The organism is Bradyrhizobium sp. 21, from assembly GCF_023073335.1.
Classification (GTDB): Bacteria; Pseudomonadota; Alphaproteobacteria; order Rhizobiales; family Xanthobacteraceae; genus Bradyrhizobium.
Genome location: NZ_JADPJG010000019.1, coordinates 194,874 through 209,929 on the forward strand (window position 1 = coordinate 194,874; position 15,056 = coordinate 209,929).

Genomic DNA, 15,056 nt, shown 5'->3' on the forward strand with positions numbered 1-15,056 from the left:
GCATAGGTTGCTTTCGCCAAAGATTTGAGAAAACCATCTTAGATTGAAATGTTAGTCGTAGCCTATTTGAGGCAACATTCTCGCGCGAAGCAATGGCGTCCTTGGGTGCTCCTCAGCCGAAAATGAAAACCGGTGCCGCAAAACGTCGCTAGCTGGGGGCAAATTTGATGCAACGCCTCTCGATGCAACGCCTTTGGAGCTGGTTTCGGATCGGCGAGGCGGCCCGGATCATCGGAAGCACCAGGTCCACTTTGAGCCGCCAGGTCCACAGCGGCCCGGCCCGGCAGTTGTGTTGTCTGAAGGGATTGGGGCGGCGAGGCGAATGTCGATATCGAGCAAGTGCTAACGACTGCATTGCAGGCTCCGCGAAGATCGCAGGCTGCCAGTATTCTGCCCGATGAGTCAAAGTGCTTTGACGGACCCAAAACACCAACGAAAACAACGCCCAGGCTACTGTGCATGGGGTTGTTTTCTCGCTTTTCGATCGGGCGGGCTACCCGGTCCGATTTTGCAGGTCGGCCGTCTCTCGCCTCACGCCCCGCAGACGATCACCCCGTACCAGCCGAGTCCGCGATAGGTCTCGTAGCCCGGGGTCGCGTGGAACGCGACCAGCGTGCCGGAGCGATCCTGGTAGAATCCTGACGACTGTCCGTTGAGCGACAGCGAGATTCGTTCGCTCAAAATACCCTGGCCGTCAGAGGCGGCGATGATGCGAAGATTGGAATCGACCAGCAGCACGCGCGCCTTGTCGTGGTCGCCGACGCGCACGCCTTGCACGATGGCGCGGGCCTGCGCCTCCCAGTCGAAATGGATGGCGAGCACGCCGATCGGCGCGCCGTTGGCCTGGCCGCCGGCGCGAACGCTGGCGCAATAGGTCGCGACCTGCGCATTGCCGAGCAGCGGCTGGTTCTCGACGTCGCCAGCGACATAGTCGTCGCCGGAGCGCAGGTTCTTTGCCTCGCGAAACCATTTGGTGTGGGCGACGTTCTGGCCGACGGCGCGAAAACGATCCGCGCGGCCGTTGGCGATGACGTTGCCGTCAAGGTCGCAGAGCCAGAGGTCAAGATAGACGGTGTAGGCATTAAGGATCACGCCGAGACGCTGCGAGGCGTGGGACACGGCCGCGGCGCCGGGCGAGGCCGCGCAATCGACCACGGCGGAATCGGTCGCCCACCAGCGCACGTCGCAGGTGCGCTCATAGAGATTGCGGTCGATCAGCTCGATGGCGTTGAGCGACAAATCGACCATGCGCTCGCCGCGCGAGCGCTGGCTCATGCGGTCGATCGAGGAGACGAGATCGCCGGTGCGCTTTGTCAATTGGCTTTCGAGCTCGCGAGCGATGGTCTCGACCTGCTGGCCGACACCGCGCACCTCCTGCGCCACCACGGCGAAGCCCGCGCCCTGCGCGCCGGCGCGCGAGCTCTCGATCAGCGCGTTCAGCGCCAGCATCTTCATCTGGTTGGTGATTTGCTGGATCGACTTGGTCTTGTCGACCGCGATCTGGTTGACCTCCGCGGTGAGGCGATTGATCAGCGCGGAGATGTCGGACTCATCGTCGACGGGTTCGTTGGCGTTCGGCTTGGCTTTCAGACCCAGCGCAGCAGACATCGGGGGACTTCCCTTGGCAATGAGGCCTGATCTGCAACGAACCCGGAACAATCACTTACAGATCGAATACAGTTCTTTTTCGAAGATTCCGCCTAACGCCTGCTTAATTTGCTGTTTTGCGGAATGCTCAAATGATAGTCAGTCCGCGTAGCAAAGCGGCAATCCACCGCTTTGTGCGGCGCAGACATTGCAAACCCCGGAGGATTCCGGGTCAATCGTTCTGCCGACCGGACCCCACGCGACACTTCCGGCACAGGTTCCTCGAACAACCGCTGATCATGACGCCGCCCGCCACCGCCTTGCCCGTCGAAGCGCCCCAGGCGTTCCTGGGCGTCGCGCGCTCGCTCACTGACAAGCTCTGGCGCGACCGGCTGGACGCGCGCGGGGCGGCCAAGGCGCTCGCCATCGTGCAGCAGCATCAGCTGCCGGAGATGCTGGCACGGGTGCTGGCGGGCCGCGGCGTCGATGTCGACGCGGTCGCCGACTTCCTCGATCCGACCATCCGAAAACTCCTGCCGGACCCCTACACGGTGACGGAGATGGAGGCCGCCGCCAAGCGGATCGCGGATGCGGCGGCGAAAGGCGAGACGGTCGCGATCTTCGGCGACTACGATGTCGACGGCGCCACGTCGGCGGCGCTGCTGGCCTGGCATCTGCGCCATTGCGGGCTCGACCCGCTGATCCACATTCCTGACCGCATTTTTGAAGGTTACGGCCCCAACGTGGAGGCCGTGCGCGGGCTGGCGGCAAAGGGCGCCACGCTGCTCGTGACCGTCGATTGCGGCACCACCAGCATCGAGCCGCTGGCCGAGGCGAAACGTCTCGGGATGTCCGTCGTCGTGATCGACCATCATCAGGCCGGCACGGAGCTGCCGGAGGTTGACGCGCTGGTCAATCCGAACCGGCTCGACGATCTCTCGGGCCTCGGCCATCTCGCCGCCGTTGGCCTCGTGCTGGTGACGCTGGTCGCGGTCAATCGCGAGCTGCGGCAGCGCGGCTTCTGGAGCAGCGAGATGCCCGAGCCTGATCTGCTCGGCATGCTGCATCACGTCGCACTCGGCACGGTCGCCGACGTCGCGCCGCTGATCGGTCTCAACCGCGCTTTTGTCGCCAAGGGCCTGATCGCGATGCGGCGGCGCGACCATGTCGGTCATACCGCACTGATGGACGTGGCGCGGCTCAACGGCCCGCCGGAGGCCTGGCATCTCGGCTTCATGCTGGGCCCGCGCATCAACGCCGGTGGCCGCATCGGCCGCGCCGATCTCGGCGTGCGGCTTTTGCTGGAAGGTGACAGCGTCGAGGCGGCGCGGATCGCCGCCGAGCTCGATCGCCTCAACGGCGAGCGCCGAATCATCGAGCAGGCGGCCGAGGCGCAGGCCGAGGCCGAGGCGCTGGCCTCGATCGGGCTCGAGGACAAGATCGGCATCATCGTCACGGCGTCCGAAGGCTGGCATCCCGGCGTGGTCGGTCTCGTTGCGTCCCGGTTGAAGGAGAAGTTCTCGCGGCCCGCCTTTGCGATTGCGCTGGAGCCCGGCGGTATCGGCACCGGCTCGGGCCGCTCGATCGCGGGCGTCGATATCGGCAAGGCGGTGCGGCAGGCGGTGACCGACGGCATCTTGCTGAAAGGCGGCGGCCACGCGATGGCTGCGGGCGTGACGCTGCGGAAAGAGAAGCTCGCCGAGTTTCGCGCCTATCTCGAGAATGCCTTGGCCCGCGATGTTGCCGAAGCGCGCCACGTCAACGAGCTCTATATCGACGGTGCGGTCTCCGCGCGCGCGGTGACGACAGAGCTCGCGGCCACGCTCAATCGCGCAGGTCCTTTCGGCAGCGGCAATCCGGAAGCCGTGCTGGCGCTGCCGGCGCACCAGCTCGTCTATGCCGACGAGGTCGGACAGGCGCATCTGAGGCTACGCTTCAAATCCGGTGACGGCTCCATCGTCAACGGCATCGCGTTCCGCTCGGTCGGCCAGAAGCTCGGCAACGCGCTTGTTGCCAATCGCGGCCAGCAATTGCATGTCGCGGGCTCACTGTCCGTCGATCGCTACCAGGGCGCCGAGCGCGTGCAGTTTCGCGTCATCGACGTCGCGCTACCCGACCAGGGACCATCCATGATTAGATAGGCCCGGCAAACAACAAAAAAGCTAACAGCAAAAATGGGAGTGAACATGGCAGGGCAGGTTGAGGGCAAGGTCGCGCTGGTGACGGGCGGCGCCTCCGGCATCGGCGAGGCCATCGTCGAGCTGTTCGCGCGCGAGGGCGCCACCGTCATCGCCACCGACATCGACGAGTTGCGAGGGCCGGAGCTCGCCAAGCGCATCACCAAGGCCGGGGGCAAGGCAATTTTCCTGGAGCAGGACGTCACCAGTGAGGAGCGCTGGATCGAGATCGTCGCCGACATCGCAAAGCGCTACGGCCGGCTCGACATCATGGTCTCCAATGCCGGCATCGGCATTGCCGTGCCCTCGATCGTCGACATGACACTCTCTGACTGGCGCAAGCAGAACGCGATCAACCTCGACGGCGTCTTCCTCTCGGTCAAGCATTGCCTGCCTTTGATGCGCAGGAACGGCGGCGGCTCGATCGTCATGATGTCCTCGCTCGCGGGCCTGCGCGGCTCGCCCGGGCTGTCCGCCTATTCGGCGACCAAGGGCGGCGTGCGGCTGTTCGCAAAATCGATCGCGATGGAGTGCGCGGCCGTGGGCGACAGCATCCGCGTCAACTCCGTCCATCCCGGCATCATCGACACACCGATCTGGGGCAAGATCCCGACCGGCGCGACCGGCAACCAGGGCAACGCGCCGATTGATCCGGAGGAGCGTGCGCGCGTCGTCACGCCGCTCGGCCGCGCTGGCCAGGCCGCCGAGATTGCGTCTGGCGTGCTCTACCTAGCCTCCGATGCCTCGCGCTACGTCACCGGCAGCGAGCTCGTCATCGACGGCGGCATGAATGCCGGCGGCGTGCCGCGGCGACAATAAGCCGCCGCGCGGGCTGCGAAGGGCAGGGTGGCGCTTGCAGGGGCTGACGCGCAGGCGCAGCCCCTGTACAACGCGGACAGCTCCCGACTGACAGAGGTGTCCTTCCGCCATGGCGCATAGCCTTCACGCTTCCTCACCCGCGCCCCATCGCTCGAACCGGCCGGACCTCGCCACCGATGCAGTCCGCGGCGCGCGCGAGGATCTTGCAGCCTGCTTCCGCATGGCCGCGCGCAACGGTTTCGAGGAGGGCATCTGCAATCACTTCTCGGCCGTGGTGCCGGGCCATGATGATCTCTTCCTGGTCAATCCCTACGGCTACGCCTTCCGCGAGCTCACCGCGTCAAGACTGCTGATCTGCGACTTCCACGGCAACGTACTCGAGGGCGAGGGCGTGCCCGAGGCGACCGCCTTCTACATCCATGCCGAAATGCACAAGCGCCTGCCGCGCGCCAAGGTGGCCTTCCACACCCACATGCCCTATGCCACGGCGCTGTCGATGACCGAGGGCGATCCGCTGATCTGGGCCGGGCAGACGGCGCTGAAATTCTACGGTCGCACGGCTGTGGACCGCGACTACAATGGTCTCGCGCTCGACAACAGCGAAGGCGCGCGCATTGCCTCGGCCGTTGGCGATGCCGACATCGTCTTCATGAGGCATCACGGTGTGATGGTGCTGGCGCCGACCATCGCGGAGGCCTGGGACGATCTCTATTATCTCGAACGCGCCGCCGAGGTACAGGTGCTGGCGATGTCGACGGGACGACAGGTGCTGCCGGTCGATCCCGCGATTGCGGCGGAGACGTACAAGCAGATGCGCGAAGGCGATTCCGAATCCGCGCGCCTGCATCTCGCCGCGATCCGCCGCCAGCTCGATGCGGAGGAGCCGCAGTACCGGCACTGAGGCGACTTACGCGCCCTGTCGCAGCTTCGCCAGCACCTTCAGCCCGCCGTACCCATCCGCAGGCGCAATCCCGGCCTTCTGCTGGAAATCCTTGATCGCCTTCATGGTGTCGTTGCCGACGCGGCCGTCGGTGCCGCCGGTGTCGAAGCCGGCCTTGGTCAGGCGCGTCTGCATCTCCTGCACCTCGGCGAGCGTCAGCGCGCGCTCCGAACCCGGGAAGGGCTGGATGAAGGGCGGCCCGCCGAGGCAGCGGTCGCCGAGATGGCAGATCGCAAGCGCATAGTTCATCGACGGATTGTAGCTTTTCACCGCGTTGAAATTCGGTCCCAGCAGGAACGTCGGTCCGCCTGCAACCGGCGTCCACATCTGCGCGGACGCAGAGGGTTGCGGAAACGGCTGGCCGTCCGCGCGGGTGACGCCGGCCGCCTGCCAAGCCGCATAGGTCCGGGTGCCGCTCGCCTCGCCGGAGCCGCGCACCTCGTAGCCCCAATGCTCGCCACGATGCCACTTGCCGCGGTTGACCAGATATTTTGCGGTCGATCCCAACGCGTCGTCGGGCTTGCCGAACGGCGACACCTTGCCGTCGCCGTCATAGTCGATCCCGACATTGAGCCAGACCTCCGGCATCCATTGCGAATGCCCCATCGCGCCGGCCCAGGAGCCCTGCATCTGCTCCGGCGTGCTCCACCCCTTGTCGACGATGCGCAACGCGTTGATCAGCTCGGTCTCCCAATAGGCCTTTCGCCGCGGTTCGTTCCACGCAAGCGCTGCCAGCGACGGGAAAACCGGCGTCATGTGGTTCTGCTGCACCAGCGGATCGCCATAGGCGGACTCGACGCCCCACAGCGCCAGCAGCGTGCCGCGCTCCACGCCGAAATCGCGCTCGATGCGCGCGAGCAGCGCCTCGTTGTTCTTCAGCGCGATCTTGCCGTTGATGATGCGCCAGTCGGAGACGCGGCGGTTGATGTATTGCCAGACCTGCTCGTGGAACTCGGGCTGGTTGCGCATTTGCTTGAACACGCTCATGTCGGGCTCGACCCGTGCCATCGCACGCTGCCAGGTCGCGGCCGAAATGCCTTTCGCCATCGCGCGCGCGCGAAAAGCCTCGCGCCATTCCTCGAAGCCGGGAGGAGCGGCGAGGACATGCGTCGGCAAGGCGAGTACGGCGGCTGCGCAGAGGGTCGATTGGAGCAGGGTGCGGCGGGTCTGATGGGGCGAGGAATCAGCTTGTTTCATGCATCCATCCTACCGGGAAACATGGCTCCTGTGAGTCGGTTCCTGGAGCGTCGGGAACAGGCCGTTGACCCGCGTTCCCCGGAACAAAGTGTCGCAGCCCGCATTTCCTCCGCACACACTGGAGGATGAGACATGAAAAAATATCTGTTTGCCGCTGCCATGGTCGCCGCCATCGCCGCGCCTGCGCTTGCCGACGAAGTCGGCGTTCACGTTGGTCCGGTCGGTGCTGGCGTGACAGTCGGACAGTCCCCCGAATATCGTGAGCGGGACCGGGATCGCGACCGCACCACGATCATCAAGGAGCGCGAACCTGCCGACCGCACCACGGTGATCAAGAAGGAAGATGAATTCGGCAATCGCAGCAAGACCGTGATTCATCACGACAACGACTGACGGAGCGGGGCCCCGGCCTCTCGTCGGGGCCCACCGTCGCATGCAATCCGTTCATCGAGAATTCGGGGTGGAATGAAGATAAGCGCGCATGCGGAGAGCCATGTGGTCGAGCTGGACGACGGGTCGCAATGGCAGATCTTTCCTGGCGATCTCGCGACCACGCTGAGCTGGAAGCCTGAAACTGACTTGCACCTGGAGCCGAGCGGCGACCGGGTAAGTTCGCATGCGCTGGTCAACGCGGCGGACCAAAGCCGCGTGCGGGTGATTAAAGCGGGCGAGACTTGGTCAGATGGCGAGGTTAAGAAAATGTTGCAGGGCACGTAGAACGTTCCTGCAACTGGGCCGATATCCCCAATTTTAAGTCTGTAACTTTACCCTCGGTTCGCTTCCGTGTGCGCATGATGCGCCCATGCGAGAGCTGTTCGACATCATCCGGACCAACCCCTGGCCGTTCGGCGCGGGGCTGTTCGTCGTGATCCTGATGATCCTCGCCGAGAATTTTGGTCGCGGCATTCATGGCGACGGCGCCGCGGGCGGCGACTTCCCTGATTTCGGCGGTGGTGACGGCGGCGGTGACGGAGGAGGCGGCGACTAGGCTTCGTCGTCCTGCAACTCCGTCGCGACGTTGGCGAGCCAGCGGCGAATGCTGGCCTCGGCCTTGGCATCGAGGCCGCCGGCCAGACGCTTCTCCAGAGCGATCACGCGTTCCCTGCATGCCTTGAGGAGTGTCGTTCCCCGCGGCGTCAACGTCCATTGCTGAATGCGGCCGTGGACGGGATGGGGCGTCATCACGATCGCGCCGTCGCGTTCGAGATTGCGAATGATGACGCCGACGGTCTGGGGCGTCAGGAAGGTGAGGCGGGCAACGTCGGCGCCGGACAATCCCGGATAGGCATTGAGCATGGTCAGCACCGCGAATTGCGGCGAGGTCACGCCGAGGTCGGCCAGCGCCCGCTCCATCGTCAGACGGACGGCGGCGTGGGCCTGGCGCAGCAGATAGCCGAGATAGCCTTGCTCGCCGCGCTTGCCTTCCCCTGGGGCTGGTACGCGCACCGCCGGGGCAGCCGTGGGTGCCTTCCGCCGGGGTTGCGATCTCGTGATGTCAGCCGGCTTGCGCGTCATGTAAGAGCTCTTATAATGTATCAATGCTCTTACAATACCGCGAGGTGAACGGCAATGTCACACGCCCGCAGCGAATACGAGGATTTCAAGCGCATCGCGCCCGATGCATATGAGCTGGTGCTGGCGCTGGGCCAGGTTGCGGCCAAGGCCGGCCTCGACAAGCAGCTCCTCGAACTCGTCAAATTGCGTGCCTCGCAGATCAACGGCTGTGCCTTCTGCGTCCAGCATCACATCCTGGTCTCGGAGCGCATCGGCGTGCCCGTGGACAAGCTCAATCTGATCGTGGTCTGGCGGGAGGCGCCGATCTTCTCCGCGCGCGAGCGCGCGGCGCTGGCCTGGACCGAGGCGCTGACGTTGCTGCCCGACGGCGTCAGCGAAGAAGTGTACGCCGAAGCGAGCCGCGAGTTCTCCCAGGCCGAGCTGACCTACCTGACCTCGGCGGTCGCCTCGATCAACGTCTGGAATCGCTTTGGTGCGGCGTTTCGCTGGACGCCGGCGAAGCGGCCGGCTGCAGCGAATGCCGCGGCGTCCTGATTGCAACAAAGGGAAGACAAGGGGAGGTTGTCATGACTGCAATGAATTTGGCCGCCATGCAGCGCCCGGTGCCATCGCGCGCGACGGTGCTGGCTGTTGTCGCAGGGCTTGCCTGCGCACTCGCAATCGGCAAGGCGCTGCCGGTGGCGATGGACGCCGTGTCCGGCGTACTGGCGCCGCTCTGCGCCACGGCCGCGGAGAGCTCGCCGCTCGACAAGGTCGAGCCGATCGGCTCCTACGCGTTGCCGAACGTGCCGGGCAAGCGCGTCACCATCGTGCGTGTGTTCTACGGTCCCGGCGGGTTCACGCGGCCGCATCGTCACGCAGGCTCGGTGACCGCCTACATCACCAAGGGCGAGATCCGCTCCCAGCTCGGCGGCGGGCCAGTCGAGACGTTCGGCGTCGGCCAGTCCTTCTTCGAGCCGCCCGGCGCGACGCATCTGGTCTCGGCCAACGCCAGCGCCACGGAGCCGGCGGAATTGATCGCGGTGTTCGTGGCGGATGAGGGTGCGCAGCTGACGACGTTATTGGAGTAACGGGCTCCGTTCGTTCAGAGGATCAGGGAGGATACTGCCCCTGGACTGCGCACCGCGGGTCGAACGGACACATGCGCGTAAGAATGTGCCCGTATCGATTTTGCGATATGTTGATCAACCCCCGTACGACGCCGGATCGGGATTGTCCGACGGATGCTCGAACGACTTCTTCATCGATACCGGCATCGGCACGTGAAAATTCAGGCCGCGCGGCGGCACCGGCTCCATGAACCATTTGTTGTAGATCTTCTCGATCTCCGGGCTCTTGTAGAGTTTTGCGGTCGCGCGATCGACCACCGCCTTGAACGGCGCGTCGTCCTTGCGCAGCATGATGCCGTAGGGCTCCGGATCGGAGAACGCGCCGGTGCTGATCGCGTAGAGCGACGGATCCTTCGAGGAGGCGATCATCGCCGCCAGCTGGATGTCGTCCATGACGAAAGCCACGGCCCGGTCGGTCTCGACCATCAGGAATCCTTCGGGGACATCCTTCGCGTTCATCACCGTGATGTCGAGCGAGCGGGCCGCATTGGCCTTGTTGAGCTGAGTGATGTTGGTCGTGCCCGAGACCGAAACGACGGCCTTGCCCTTGAGGTCGTCGACCTGATCGAGCTTCGAAGCCTTCTTCGACACGAAGCGGCTCGCCGTGAGGAAATGCGTGTTGGTGAACCATACCTGCTTCTGGCGGTCGGCATTGTTGGTGGTCGAGCCGCATTCGAGATCGACAGTGCCGTTCGCCATCAGCGGAATGCGGTTGGACGAGGTCACCAGGTTCTCGTTGACCGCGAGCTTGTCCAGCTTCAGCTCGGCCTTGATCTCCTCGACGATCTTCATGCAGATGTCGATGGCGTAGCCGACGGTCTTCTGCTTCTCGTCGATATAGCTGAAGGGCACAGCACTGTCGCGCACGCCGAGCGTGATCGCACCGGTCTCCTTGATCTTCTTTAGCGTGCCGGTCAGTTCCTGCCCATGAACCGGCATGGCGAACGCGACGGCCAGAACGGCCGCCGTGGCGAGATTACGCATGTGCTTCCCTTCGTCCAGTTTGTCTGCCGGGAGCAAAGCAATTCTGGGGCCAGAGAAGGCGGGGCTGTTCAGGGAGGAGCCCGGACGCCGATCCGCCCAGGCCTCGCGCGTCGAGACGCCCGTCATCGGATTGTCGTCGGGGCGCGCTGTACGGCGCAGGCAGCCTTAATTTTCCTCGCCGCTCGCCCCCTCGCGCAAATCCGGCTTGATCACGTCCTCCGGCAGCGCATGTGCGACCGGCTGCGGAGCAACCGCGATCTCCGGGCCGATCTCGCGACCGCGGGCGCGGATCAGGCGTTCATAGGCCGAGACCAGCGTGACGTAAGGACTGACCCAGATCCAGCCGTCGCGGGTGAACACCTGCACGTCGAAATGCAGGTGCATCGAGGTGCCGGCGGGATGGTCGAGATAGTTCGAGACCACGCCGATCTTCTCGCCCTCCGAGACGATGCGGCCATTGAGCAGGCCATCGGCGTTCATCGCCTGAGGGTTCATATGCATGTAGCGGAAGCGGATGTGCTCGGTCCGGCTATTGACCTGAAGCGTCGCCGCCTGGTCCTTGAAGGCGCGAATGACCTTCGCATCGCGCACGGCGACGACGCCACGCTGCTTGGGATCGCAGCCTTCGCGGCCCTCGCCGGGCGGCGGACACTCCGCCGCGCGGATGTCCTCGCCCTGGTGGCCATAACCGCCGCCGCATTGCCAGACCTCGAAACTGCGGGATTCGCAGAAATTGTCGCGCCAGGGATAGGCGGTCGTGCTCTCCATCTTGTCGCGCTTGGCATAGGATTGCGAGCGTACGAACGCGGGCGCCTTCTCGAGAGGAAAGCGGATCTGTGCGTAGGCCATCACGTCGGGATGGCCGCTCTTGTTGCGGTAGCCGGTGTTCGGGATGATGTCCCCGCTCGGCCGGTAGCTGAAATCTGCCGAACGCGCTAAGGGACGATCGAGAATGTTGGAAGCAATGTCCGTCAGCGGGCGCATGCGCTGGCCGCCGGCCATGTGCAGCGCCTTGAGGAAACGCTCGGCGACCGGATAGGCTTCCTTGCAGGCAAGCCGCCGCGGCTTGGCGACGCTGTCGAGGCACTGGATCGACACCACATAGGCGACGCCGAAACGGGTGAAAGCGTAGCGGACATAGCCTTCCCGGATGAACTTGCGCAGGTCCGGGTAAAGCGCTGCGAGCGGTTTGACCGGCTCGCCCTTGCCGCCCGAGGGATCGGCGATGTCGTAGACAAGCGCCGAACCGGTGATCTGCACCTCGACCGGCCTTGCGAACACCCGGCTCGGCATGCCGTCGCCGGCACCGGGCTCGAACGAGAAGGTCGCGCTGTATCCGGCGGGGCCGGCATCGAACATGTCGACAGAATTGAAGTCGGACTGGTAGCGCGACAGCGCGAGTGTCGCCGGCGCGCCATTGCGCTGCGCCTCGGAATAGGCGGCAGCGTCGAACGGCAGCAGCACGGGCACGGGGCTGCGGGCGATGCCGGTGAAGAATTGTGAGGAGATGGCGTTGAGCTGCACCAGCGCCGGCATCGCGCGCGGATCGAAGCGCGGCACCGAGCGGCGGGGTGCGAAGATGAAATCGTCCGCGACCCTTGGATGGGCATTGATTTCGGTGCGGAGCTGGTCGAGCGCCGCGCGCCAATCGACGCGCAGGGCCGTGAGCGAGGGGCTGCGGAATTCATCCGCAGCGAGTGGAGTGGCAAGGAGGAGCGAAAGCGACGCCAGAAACTGCGAGACGAAGCGGAAACCCTTCCCAACCACTGTCTCGCCCCCCGGCGGCACCTGTTGCGTTCGCTCCGGCCCCCGTCAGTCCTTGGCACGTTCGGAGTAGGAGCCGTCTTCGGTCATTACCACGATGCGGGTACCGACGGCGATGTGCGGCGGCACGGTGGTGCGCACCCCGTTGGACAAAATCGCGGGCTTGTAGGACGAGGAGGCGGTCTGACCCTTGGTCACGGGCTCGGTCTCGACCACTTCCAGCGTCACGCGCTGCGGCAACGCGATCGACACCACGTTGACGTCGTGCGTCGACAATTTGACCGTCATGCTCTCCTGAAGATAGGACGCAGCGTCGCCGATCACGTCCTTGGAGACCTGGACCTGGTCATAGGTCTCGGGGTTCATGAAGTGGAAGCCGTCAGCGTCTTCATAGAGATAGGTGAAGTTGCGCTCTTCGATCGTGGCCTTCTCGACCTGATCGGTGGTCTTGTAGCGCTCGGAGATCTTTACCCCGTCCGAGATTCGGCGCATTTCGATCTGGCTGACCGGGGTGCCCTTGCCGGGATGGATGTTTTCGGCGGTCACGACGACATATAGCTTGCCGTCTTGCTCGATCACGTTGCCCTTGCGAATAGAACTGGCGATGACTCTCAAAGCGATATTTCCTGCTTGCTTGGCCCGGCACCGGCCAGGACGTGGTCAAATTGATGGGGGACCTGGGGCCTCAAATCAGACCGCGGCACCCGTTTCGGGCCGCAACATACTGATTTTGCCGTTGGATGCCAGCCTTTTGCTGTGCCAAGGGGCGCTCGTTCTATGACTGGGGACAAGCCGATTTCGCCGTTCTGGGCGCCCGGGCGGCATCTCGACCGGCGGCCGTTCCTCCGGGCGCGGGGGGCCGTTACCGGGGCTCTACGGGGCTTTTTCGCCGAGCAGGGGTTTGTGGAGGTCGAAACCTCCGTCCTCCAGGTCTCCCCGGGCAACGAGACCCATCTGCACGCCCCCCGGACCGAGATCATGCGGCCCGACGGCAGCCGTGTGAGCCGATATCTGCGGACTTCGCCGGAATTCGCCTGCAAGAAGCTGCTGGCAGCCGGCGAGCAGCGGATTTTCGAGTTCGCCCGGGTGTTCCGGGACCGGGAGCGCGGCGACCTGCATCTGCCCGAATTCACCATGCTGGAATGGTACCGGGCAGGCGCTCCCTATGATGCCATCATGGCCGACTGCGTCGTCGTCATCGCCCGCGCCGCACAGGCAACCGGTATCGGCACCTTCGCTTTCCGCGGCCGGACCGCCGATCCCTTCGCCGAGCCGGAGCTTGTGACGGTCGCCGGCGCCTTCGAGCAGTTTGCGGGGATCGACCTGCTTGCGACCATTTCCGGCGGCGAGGGCGACCGCGCTGCGCTCGGGCGGGCGGCTGCCGGCAAGGTCCGCGTGTCCGATGACGACACCTGGTCCGACATCTTCAGCAAGGTCCTGGTCGAGCATGTCGAGCCGCATCTGGGGCAGGGGCGTTTGACCATTCTGTTCGAGTACCCATCTCCAGAGGCGGCGCTGGCGCGGGTGAAGGCCGGCGATCCCCGCGTTGCCGAGCGGTTCGAGGTCTATGCCTGCGGCGTCGAGCTCGCCAACGGCTTTGGCGAACTCACCGACGCCGAGGAGCAGCGCAAGCGCTTCACGGAGTCGATGGCGGAGAAGCAGCGCCGCTACGGCGAGGCCTATCCGCTGGATGAGGATTTTCTCGCCGCGGTCGCCGCGATGCCGGAGGCGAGCGGCGTCGCGCTCGGCTTCGACCGGCTGGTGATGCTGGCGAGCGGCGCCTCACGGATTGATCAGGTGGTCTGGACGCCGCCCGCAAATGAAACGCGAAGTGAGACATGACGAAGACCAATCTTGCCCGCACCCTGCGCGAGCCGGCCGAACTCGTGGCCGAGCAGCTGGCGCCCGCCACGGCGCTGCCGACGCTTGAGCGCGTCGCCGCACGCTATGCGGTTGCGATCACGCCGGCGCTGATTGAACTGATCGATAAATCCGATCCCGACGATCCGATCGCGCGGCAATTCGTTCCGACTGCCGCGGAGCTGGAGATGCAGCCCGGCGAGAGCGCCGATCCGATCGGCGATCACCCGCATTCGCCGGTATCAGGCATCGTGCATCGCTATCCGGACCGCGTGCTGTTCAAGCTCGTTCACGTCTGCGCGGTCTATTGCCGCTTCTGCTTTCGCCGCGAGATGGTCGGTCCCGGCAAGGAGAACGCGCTCTCGGACGGTGCCTATCGCGCGGCGATCGACTACATCCGCTCGCACAGCGAGATCTGGGAAGTGATCCTGACCGGTGGCGATCCGCTGATGCTGTCGCCGCGGCGGATAAGCGAGATCATGGCCGATCTCGCCGGCATCGATCACGTCAAAATTATCCGCCTTCACACCCGCGTGCCCGTCGCCGATCCCGCACGTATCAGCGACGAGATGGTGGCGGCGCTGAAAGTCGAAGGCGCGACCACCTGGGTGGCGCTGCATGCCAACCATGCGCGCGAGCTGGCGGGGCCAGCGCGTGACGCCTGCGCGCGGCTGGTCGATGCCGGAATTCCCATGGTGAGCCAGTCCGTGCTTTTGCGCGGCGTCAACGACAATGTCGCCGCTTTGTCGGATTTGATGCGAGCTTTCGTCGAATGCCGGATCAAACCCTACTACCTCCATCACGGCGATCTCGCGCCGGGCACGGCGCATCTTCGAACGACGCTCGCGGACGGGCAGGAGTTGATGCGGCAGTTGCGCGGACGGGTGTCGGGACTGTGTCAGCCTGACTATGTCATCGATATTCCCGGCGGCGCCGGCAAATCTCCGGTGGGACCGAATTACGTGTTAGCGGTGCAAAATACCGCAGGCGATGCACGTGATGCGGACTCGGAAACGCGCTATCGTATCGTGGACTATTGCGGCGACGTTCATCTTTATCCGCCCGAGACCTGAGCGGATGGGATGAAAGACGCTGGTTTTGGGG

16 protein-coding genes are annotated in these 15,056 nt (G+C 64.8%); 10 read left to right on the forward strand and 6 right to left on the reverse strand.

Translation table 11 applies throughout. The features are described 5' to 3' along the window. Positions 1–531: 531 nt before the first annotated feature. Positions 532–1,608, reverse strand: a complete 1,077-nt coding sequence (locus IVB31_RS20000) for a methyl-accepting chemotaxis protein (RefSeq protein WP_247325487.1) — start codon at positions 1,606–1,608, stop codon at positions 532–534. 278 nt (positions 1,609–1,886) lie between these two features. On the opposite strand from IVB31_RS20000, the gene recJ reads away from it, so the two are divergent. The 3 genes from recJ to IVB31_RS20015 all read left to right on the forward strand — a co-directional run bounded on the left by recJ (position 1,887) and on the right by IVB31_RS20015 (position 5,484). Beyond that, positions 1,887–3,728 (forward strand): single-stranded-DNA-specific exonuclease RecJ, encoded by a 1,842-nt coding sequence (gene recJ / locus IVB31_RS20005; protein ID WP_247325488.1) that lies wholly within the window; start codon positions 1,887–1,889, stop codon positions 3,726–3,728. A 45-nt stretch (positions 3,729–3,773) separates the two neighbouring features. Then, entirely contained in the window at positions 3,774–4,583 is an 810-nt protein-coding gene (locus tag IVB31_RS20010; RefSeq protein WP_247325489.1) for a glucose 1-dehydrogenase, read from the forward strand. A gap of 109 nt (positions 4,584–4,692) precedes the next feature. Beyond that, complete coding sequence (locus IVB31_RS20015) at positions 4,693–5,484, forward strand: aldolase (RefSeq protein WP_247325493.1); 792 nt, start codon at positions 4,693–4,695, stop codon at positions 5,482–5,484. Positions 5,485–5,490: 6 nt separating this feature from the next. Here IVB31_RS20015 and IVB31_RS20020 read toward each other — a convergent pair whose 3' ends face one another. After that, positions 5,491–6,720 carry a lytic murein transglycosylase gene (locus IVB31_RS20020; protein ID WP_247325494.1) on the reverse strand — a complete coding sequence of 410 codons (1,230 nt, stop codon included), beginning with the start codon at positions 6,718–6,720 and terminating at the stop codon, positions 5,491–5,493. Between the two features lie 132 nt (positions 6,721–6,852). Between IVB31_RS20020 and IVB31_RS20025 the strand changes: the two genes are divergently transcribed. The 3 genes from IVB31_RS20025 to IVB31_RS20035 all read left to right on the forward strand — a co-directional run bounded on the left by IVB31_RS20025 (position 6,853) and on the right by IVB31_RS20035 (position 7,708). Further along, positions 6,853–7,113: a hypothetical protein gene (locus IVB31_RS20025; RefSeq protein ID WP_247325495.1), complete on the forward strand. Its 261-nt coding sequence runs from the start codon at positions 6,853–6,855 to the stop codon at positions 7,111–7,113. A gap of 72 nt (positions 7,114–7,185) precedes the next feature. Beyond that, positions 7,186–7,437 carry a hypothetical protein gene (locus tag IVB31_RS20030; protein ID WP_249803403.1) on the forward strand — a complete coding sequence of 84 codons (252 nt, stop codon included), beginning with the start codon at positions 7,186–7,188 and terminating at the stop codon, positions 7,435–7,437. A gap of 85 nt (positions 7,438–7,522) precedes the next feature. Further along, positions 7,523–7,708, forward strand: a complete 186-nt coding sequence (locus IVB31_RS20035; protein WP_247325502.1) for a hypothetical protein — start codon at positions 7,523–7,525, stop codon at positions 7,706–7,708. Here IVB31_RS20035 and IVB31_RS20040 read toward each other — a convergent pair. After that, positions 7,705–8,235, reverse strand: coding sequence for a MarR family transcriptional regulator (locus IVB31_RS20040; protein ID WP_247325504.1), 531 nt, complete (start codon positions 8,233–8,235; stop codon positions 7,705–7,707). The two genes, IVB31_RS20035 and IVB31_RS20040, sit on opposite strands and share 4 nt — an antisense overlap. A 54-nt stretch (positions 8,236–8,289) precedes the next feature. Here IVB31_RS20040 and IVB31_RS20045 point away from each other — a divergent pair, with 54 nt between their 5' ends. Both IVB31_RS20045 and IVB31_RS20050 read left to right on the forward strand, forming a co-directional pair. Continuing rightward, on the forward strand, positions 8,290–8,769 hold the full coding sequence (locus tag IVB31_RS20045; RefSeq protein WP_247325506.1) for a carboxymuconolactone decarboxylase family protein: 480 nt from the start codon (positions 8,290–8,292) through the stop codon (positions 8,767–8,769). A 32-nt stretch (positions 8,770–8,801) separates the two neighbouring features. Beyond that, complete coding sequence (locus IVB31_RS20050; RefSeq protein ID WP_247325507.1) at positions 8,802–9,305, forward strand: cupin domain-containing protein; 504 nt, start codon at positions 8,802–8,804, stop codon at positions 9,303–9,305. A gap of 114 nt (positions 9,306–9,419) precedes the next feature. Here the strand turns inward: IVB31_RS20050 and IVB31_RS20055 are convergent, their stop codons facing one another. The 3 genes from IVB31_RS20055 to efp form a co-directional block, all read right to left on the reverse strand. Further along, positions 9,420–10,328, reverse strand: a complete 909-nt coding sequence (locus tag IVB31_RS20055; protein ID WP_247325508.1) for an amino acid ABC transporter substrate-binding protein — start codon at positions 10,326–10,328, stop codon at positions 9,420–9,422. Between the two features lie 165 nt (positions 10,329–10,493). After that, positions 10,494–12,116: a M23 family peptidase gene (locus IVB31_RS20060; RefSeq protein WP_247325509.1), complete on the reverse strand. Its 1,623-nt coding sequence runs from the start codon at positions 12,114–12,116 to the stop codon at positions 10,494–10,496. 24 nt (positions 12,117–12,140) lie between these two features. Then, the gene (gene efp / locus IVB31_RS20065; RefSeq protein ID WP_247325515.1) at positions 12,141–12,707 is read right to left on the reverse strand and encodes an elongation factor P; all 567 of its coding nucleotides are present in this window, start codon (positions 12,705–12,707) and stop codon (positions 12,141–12,143) included. 162 nt (positions 12,708–12,869) lie between these two features. On the opposite strand from efp, the gene epmA reads away from it, so the two are divergent. Continuing rightward, positions 12,870–13,934 carry an EF-P lysine aminoacylase EpmA gene (gene epmA / locus IVB31_RS20070; RefSeq protein ID WP_247325517.1) on the forward strand — a complete coding sequence of 355 codons (1,065 nt, stop codon included), beginning with the start codon at positions 12,870–12,872 and terminating at the stop codon, positions 13,932–13,934. Next, complete coding sequence (locus IVB31_RS20075; RefSeq protein ID WP_247325520.1) at positions 13,931–15,025, forward strand: lysine-2,3-aminomutase-like protein; 1,095 nt, start codon at positions 13,931–13,933, stop codon at positions 15,023–15,025. Before epmA ends, IVB31_RS20075 begins: the two co-directional genes overlap by 4 nt. Positions 15,026–15,056 lie beyond the last annotated feature (31 nt).

Excerpts from the sequence above, each read along its gene's own strand:
- IVB31_RS20000 (WP_247325487.1), bottom strand. The coding sequence starts at position 1,608 with ATGTCTGCTGCGCTGGGTCTGAAAGCCAAGCCGAACGCCAACGAACCC.
- recJ (WP_247325488.1), top strand. The coding sequence starts at position 1,887 with ATGACGCCGCCCGCCACCGCCTTGCCCGTCGAAGCGCCCCAGGCGTTC.
- IVB31_RS20010 (WP_247325489.1), top strand. The coding sequence starts at position 3,774 with ATGGCAGGGCAGGTTGAGGGCAAGGTCGCGCTGGTGACGGGCGGCGCC.
- IVB31_RS20015 (WP_247325493.1), top strand. The coding sequence starts at position 4,693 with ATGGCGCATAGCCTTCACGCTTCCTCACCCGCGCCCCATCGCTCGAAC.
- IVB31_RS20020 (WP_247325494.1), bottom strand. The coding sequence starts at position 6,720 with ATGAAACAAGCTGATTCCTCGCCCCATCAGACCCGCCGCACCCTGCTC.
- IVB31_RS20025 (WP_247325495.1), top strand. The coding sequence starts at position 6,853 with ATGAAAAAATATCTGTTTGCCGCTGCCATGGTCGCCGCCATCGCCGCG.
- IVB31_RS20030 (WP_249803403.1), top strand. The coding sequence starts at position 7,186 with ATGAAGATAAGCGCGCATGCGGAGAGCCATGTGGTCGAGCTGGACGAC.
- IVB31_RS20035 (WP_247325502.1), top strand. The coding sequence starts at position 7,523 with ATGCGAGAGCTGTTCGACATCATCCGGACCAACCCCTGGCCGTTCGGC.
- IVB31_RS20040 (WP_247325504.1), bottom strand. The coding sequence starts at position 8,235 with ATGACGCGCAAGCCGGCTGACATCACGAGATCGCAACCCCGGCGGAAG.
- IVB31_RS20045 (WP_247325506.1), top strand. The coding sequence starts at position 8,290 with ATGTCACACGCCCGCAGCGAATACGAGGATTTCAAGCGCATCGCGCCC.
- IVB31_RS20050 (WP_247325507.1), top strand. The coding sequence starts at position 8,802 with ATGACTGCAATGAATTTGGCCGCCATGCAGCGCCCGGTGCCATCGCGC.
- IVB31_RS20055 (WP_247325508.1), bottom strand. The coding sequence starts at position 10,328 with ATGCGTAATCTCGCCACGGCGGCCGTTCTGGCCGTCGCGTTCGCCATG.
- epmA (WP_247325517.1), top strand. The coding sequence starts at position 12,870 with ATGACTGGGGACAAGCCGATTTCGCCGTTCTGGGCGCCCGGGCGGCAT.
- IVB31_RS20075 (WP_247325520.1), top strand. The coding sequence starts at position 13,931 with ATGACGAAGACCAATCTTGCCCGCACCCTGCGCGAGCCGGCCGAACTC.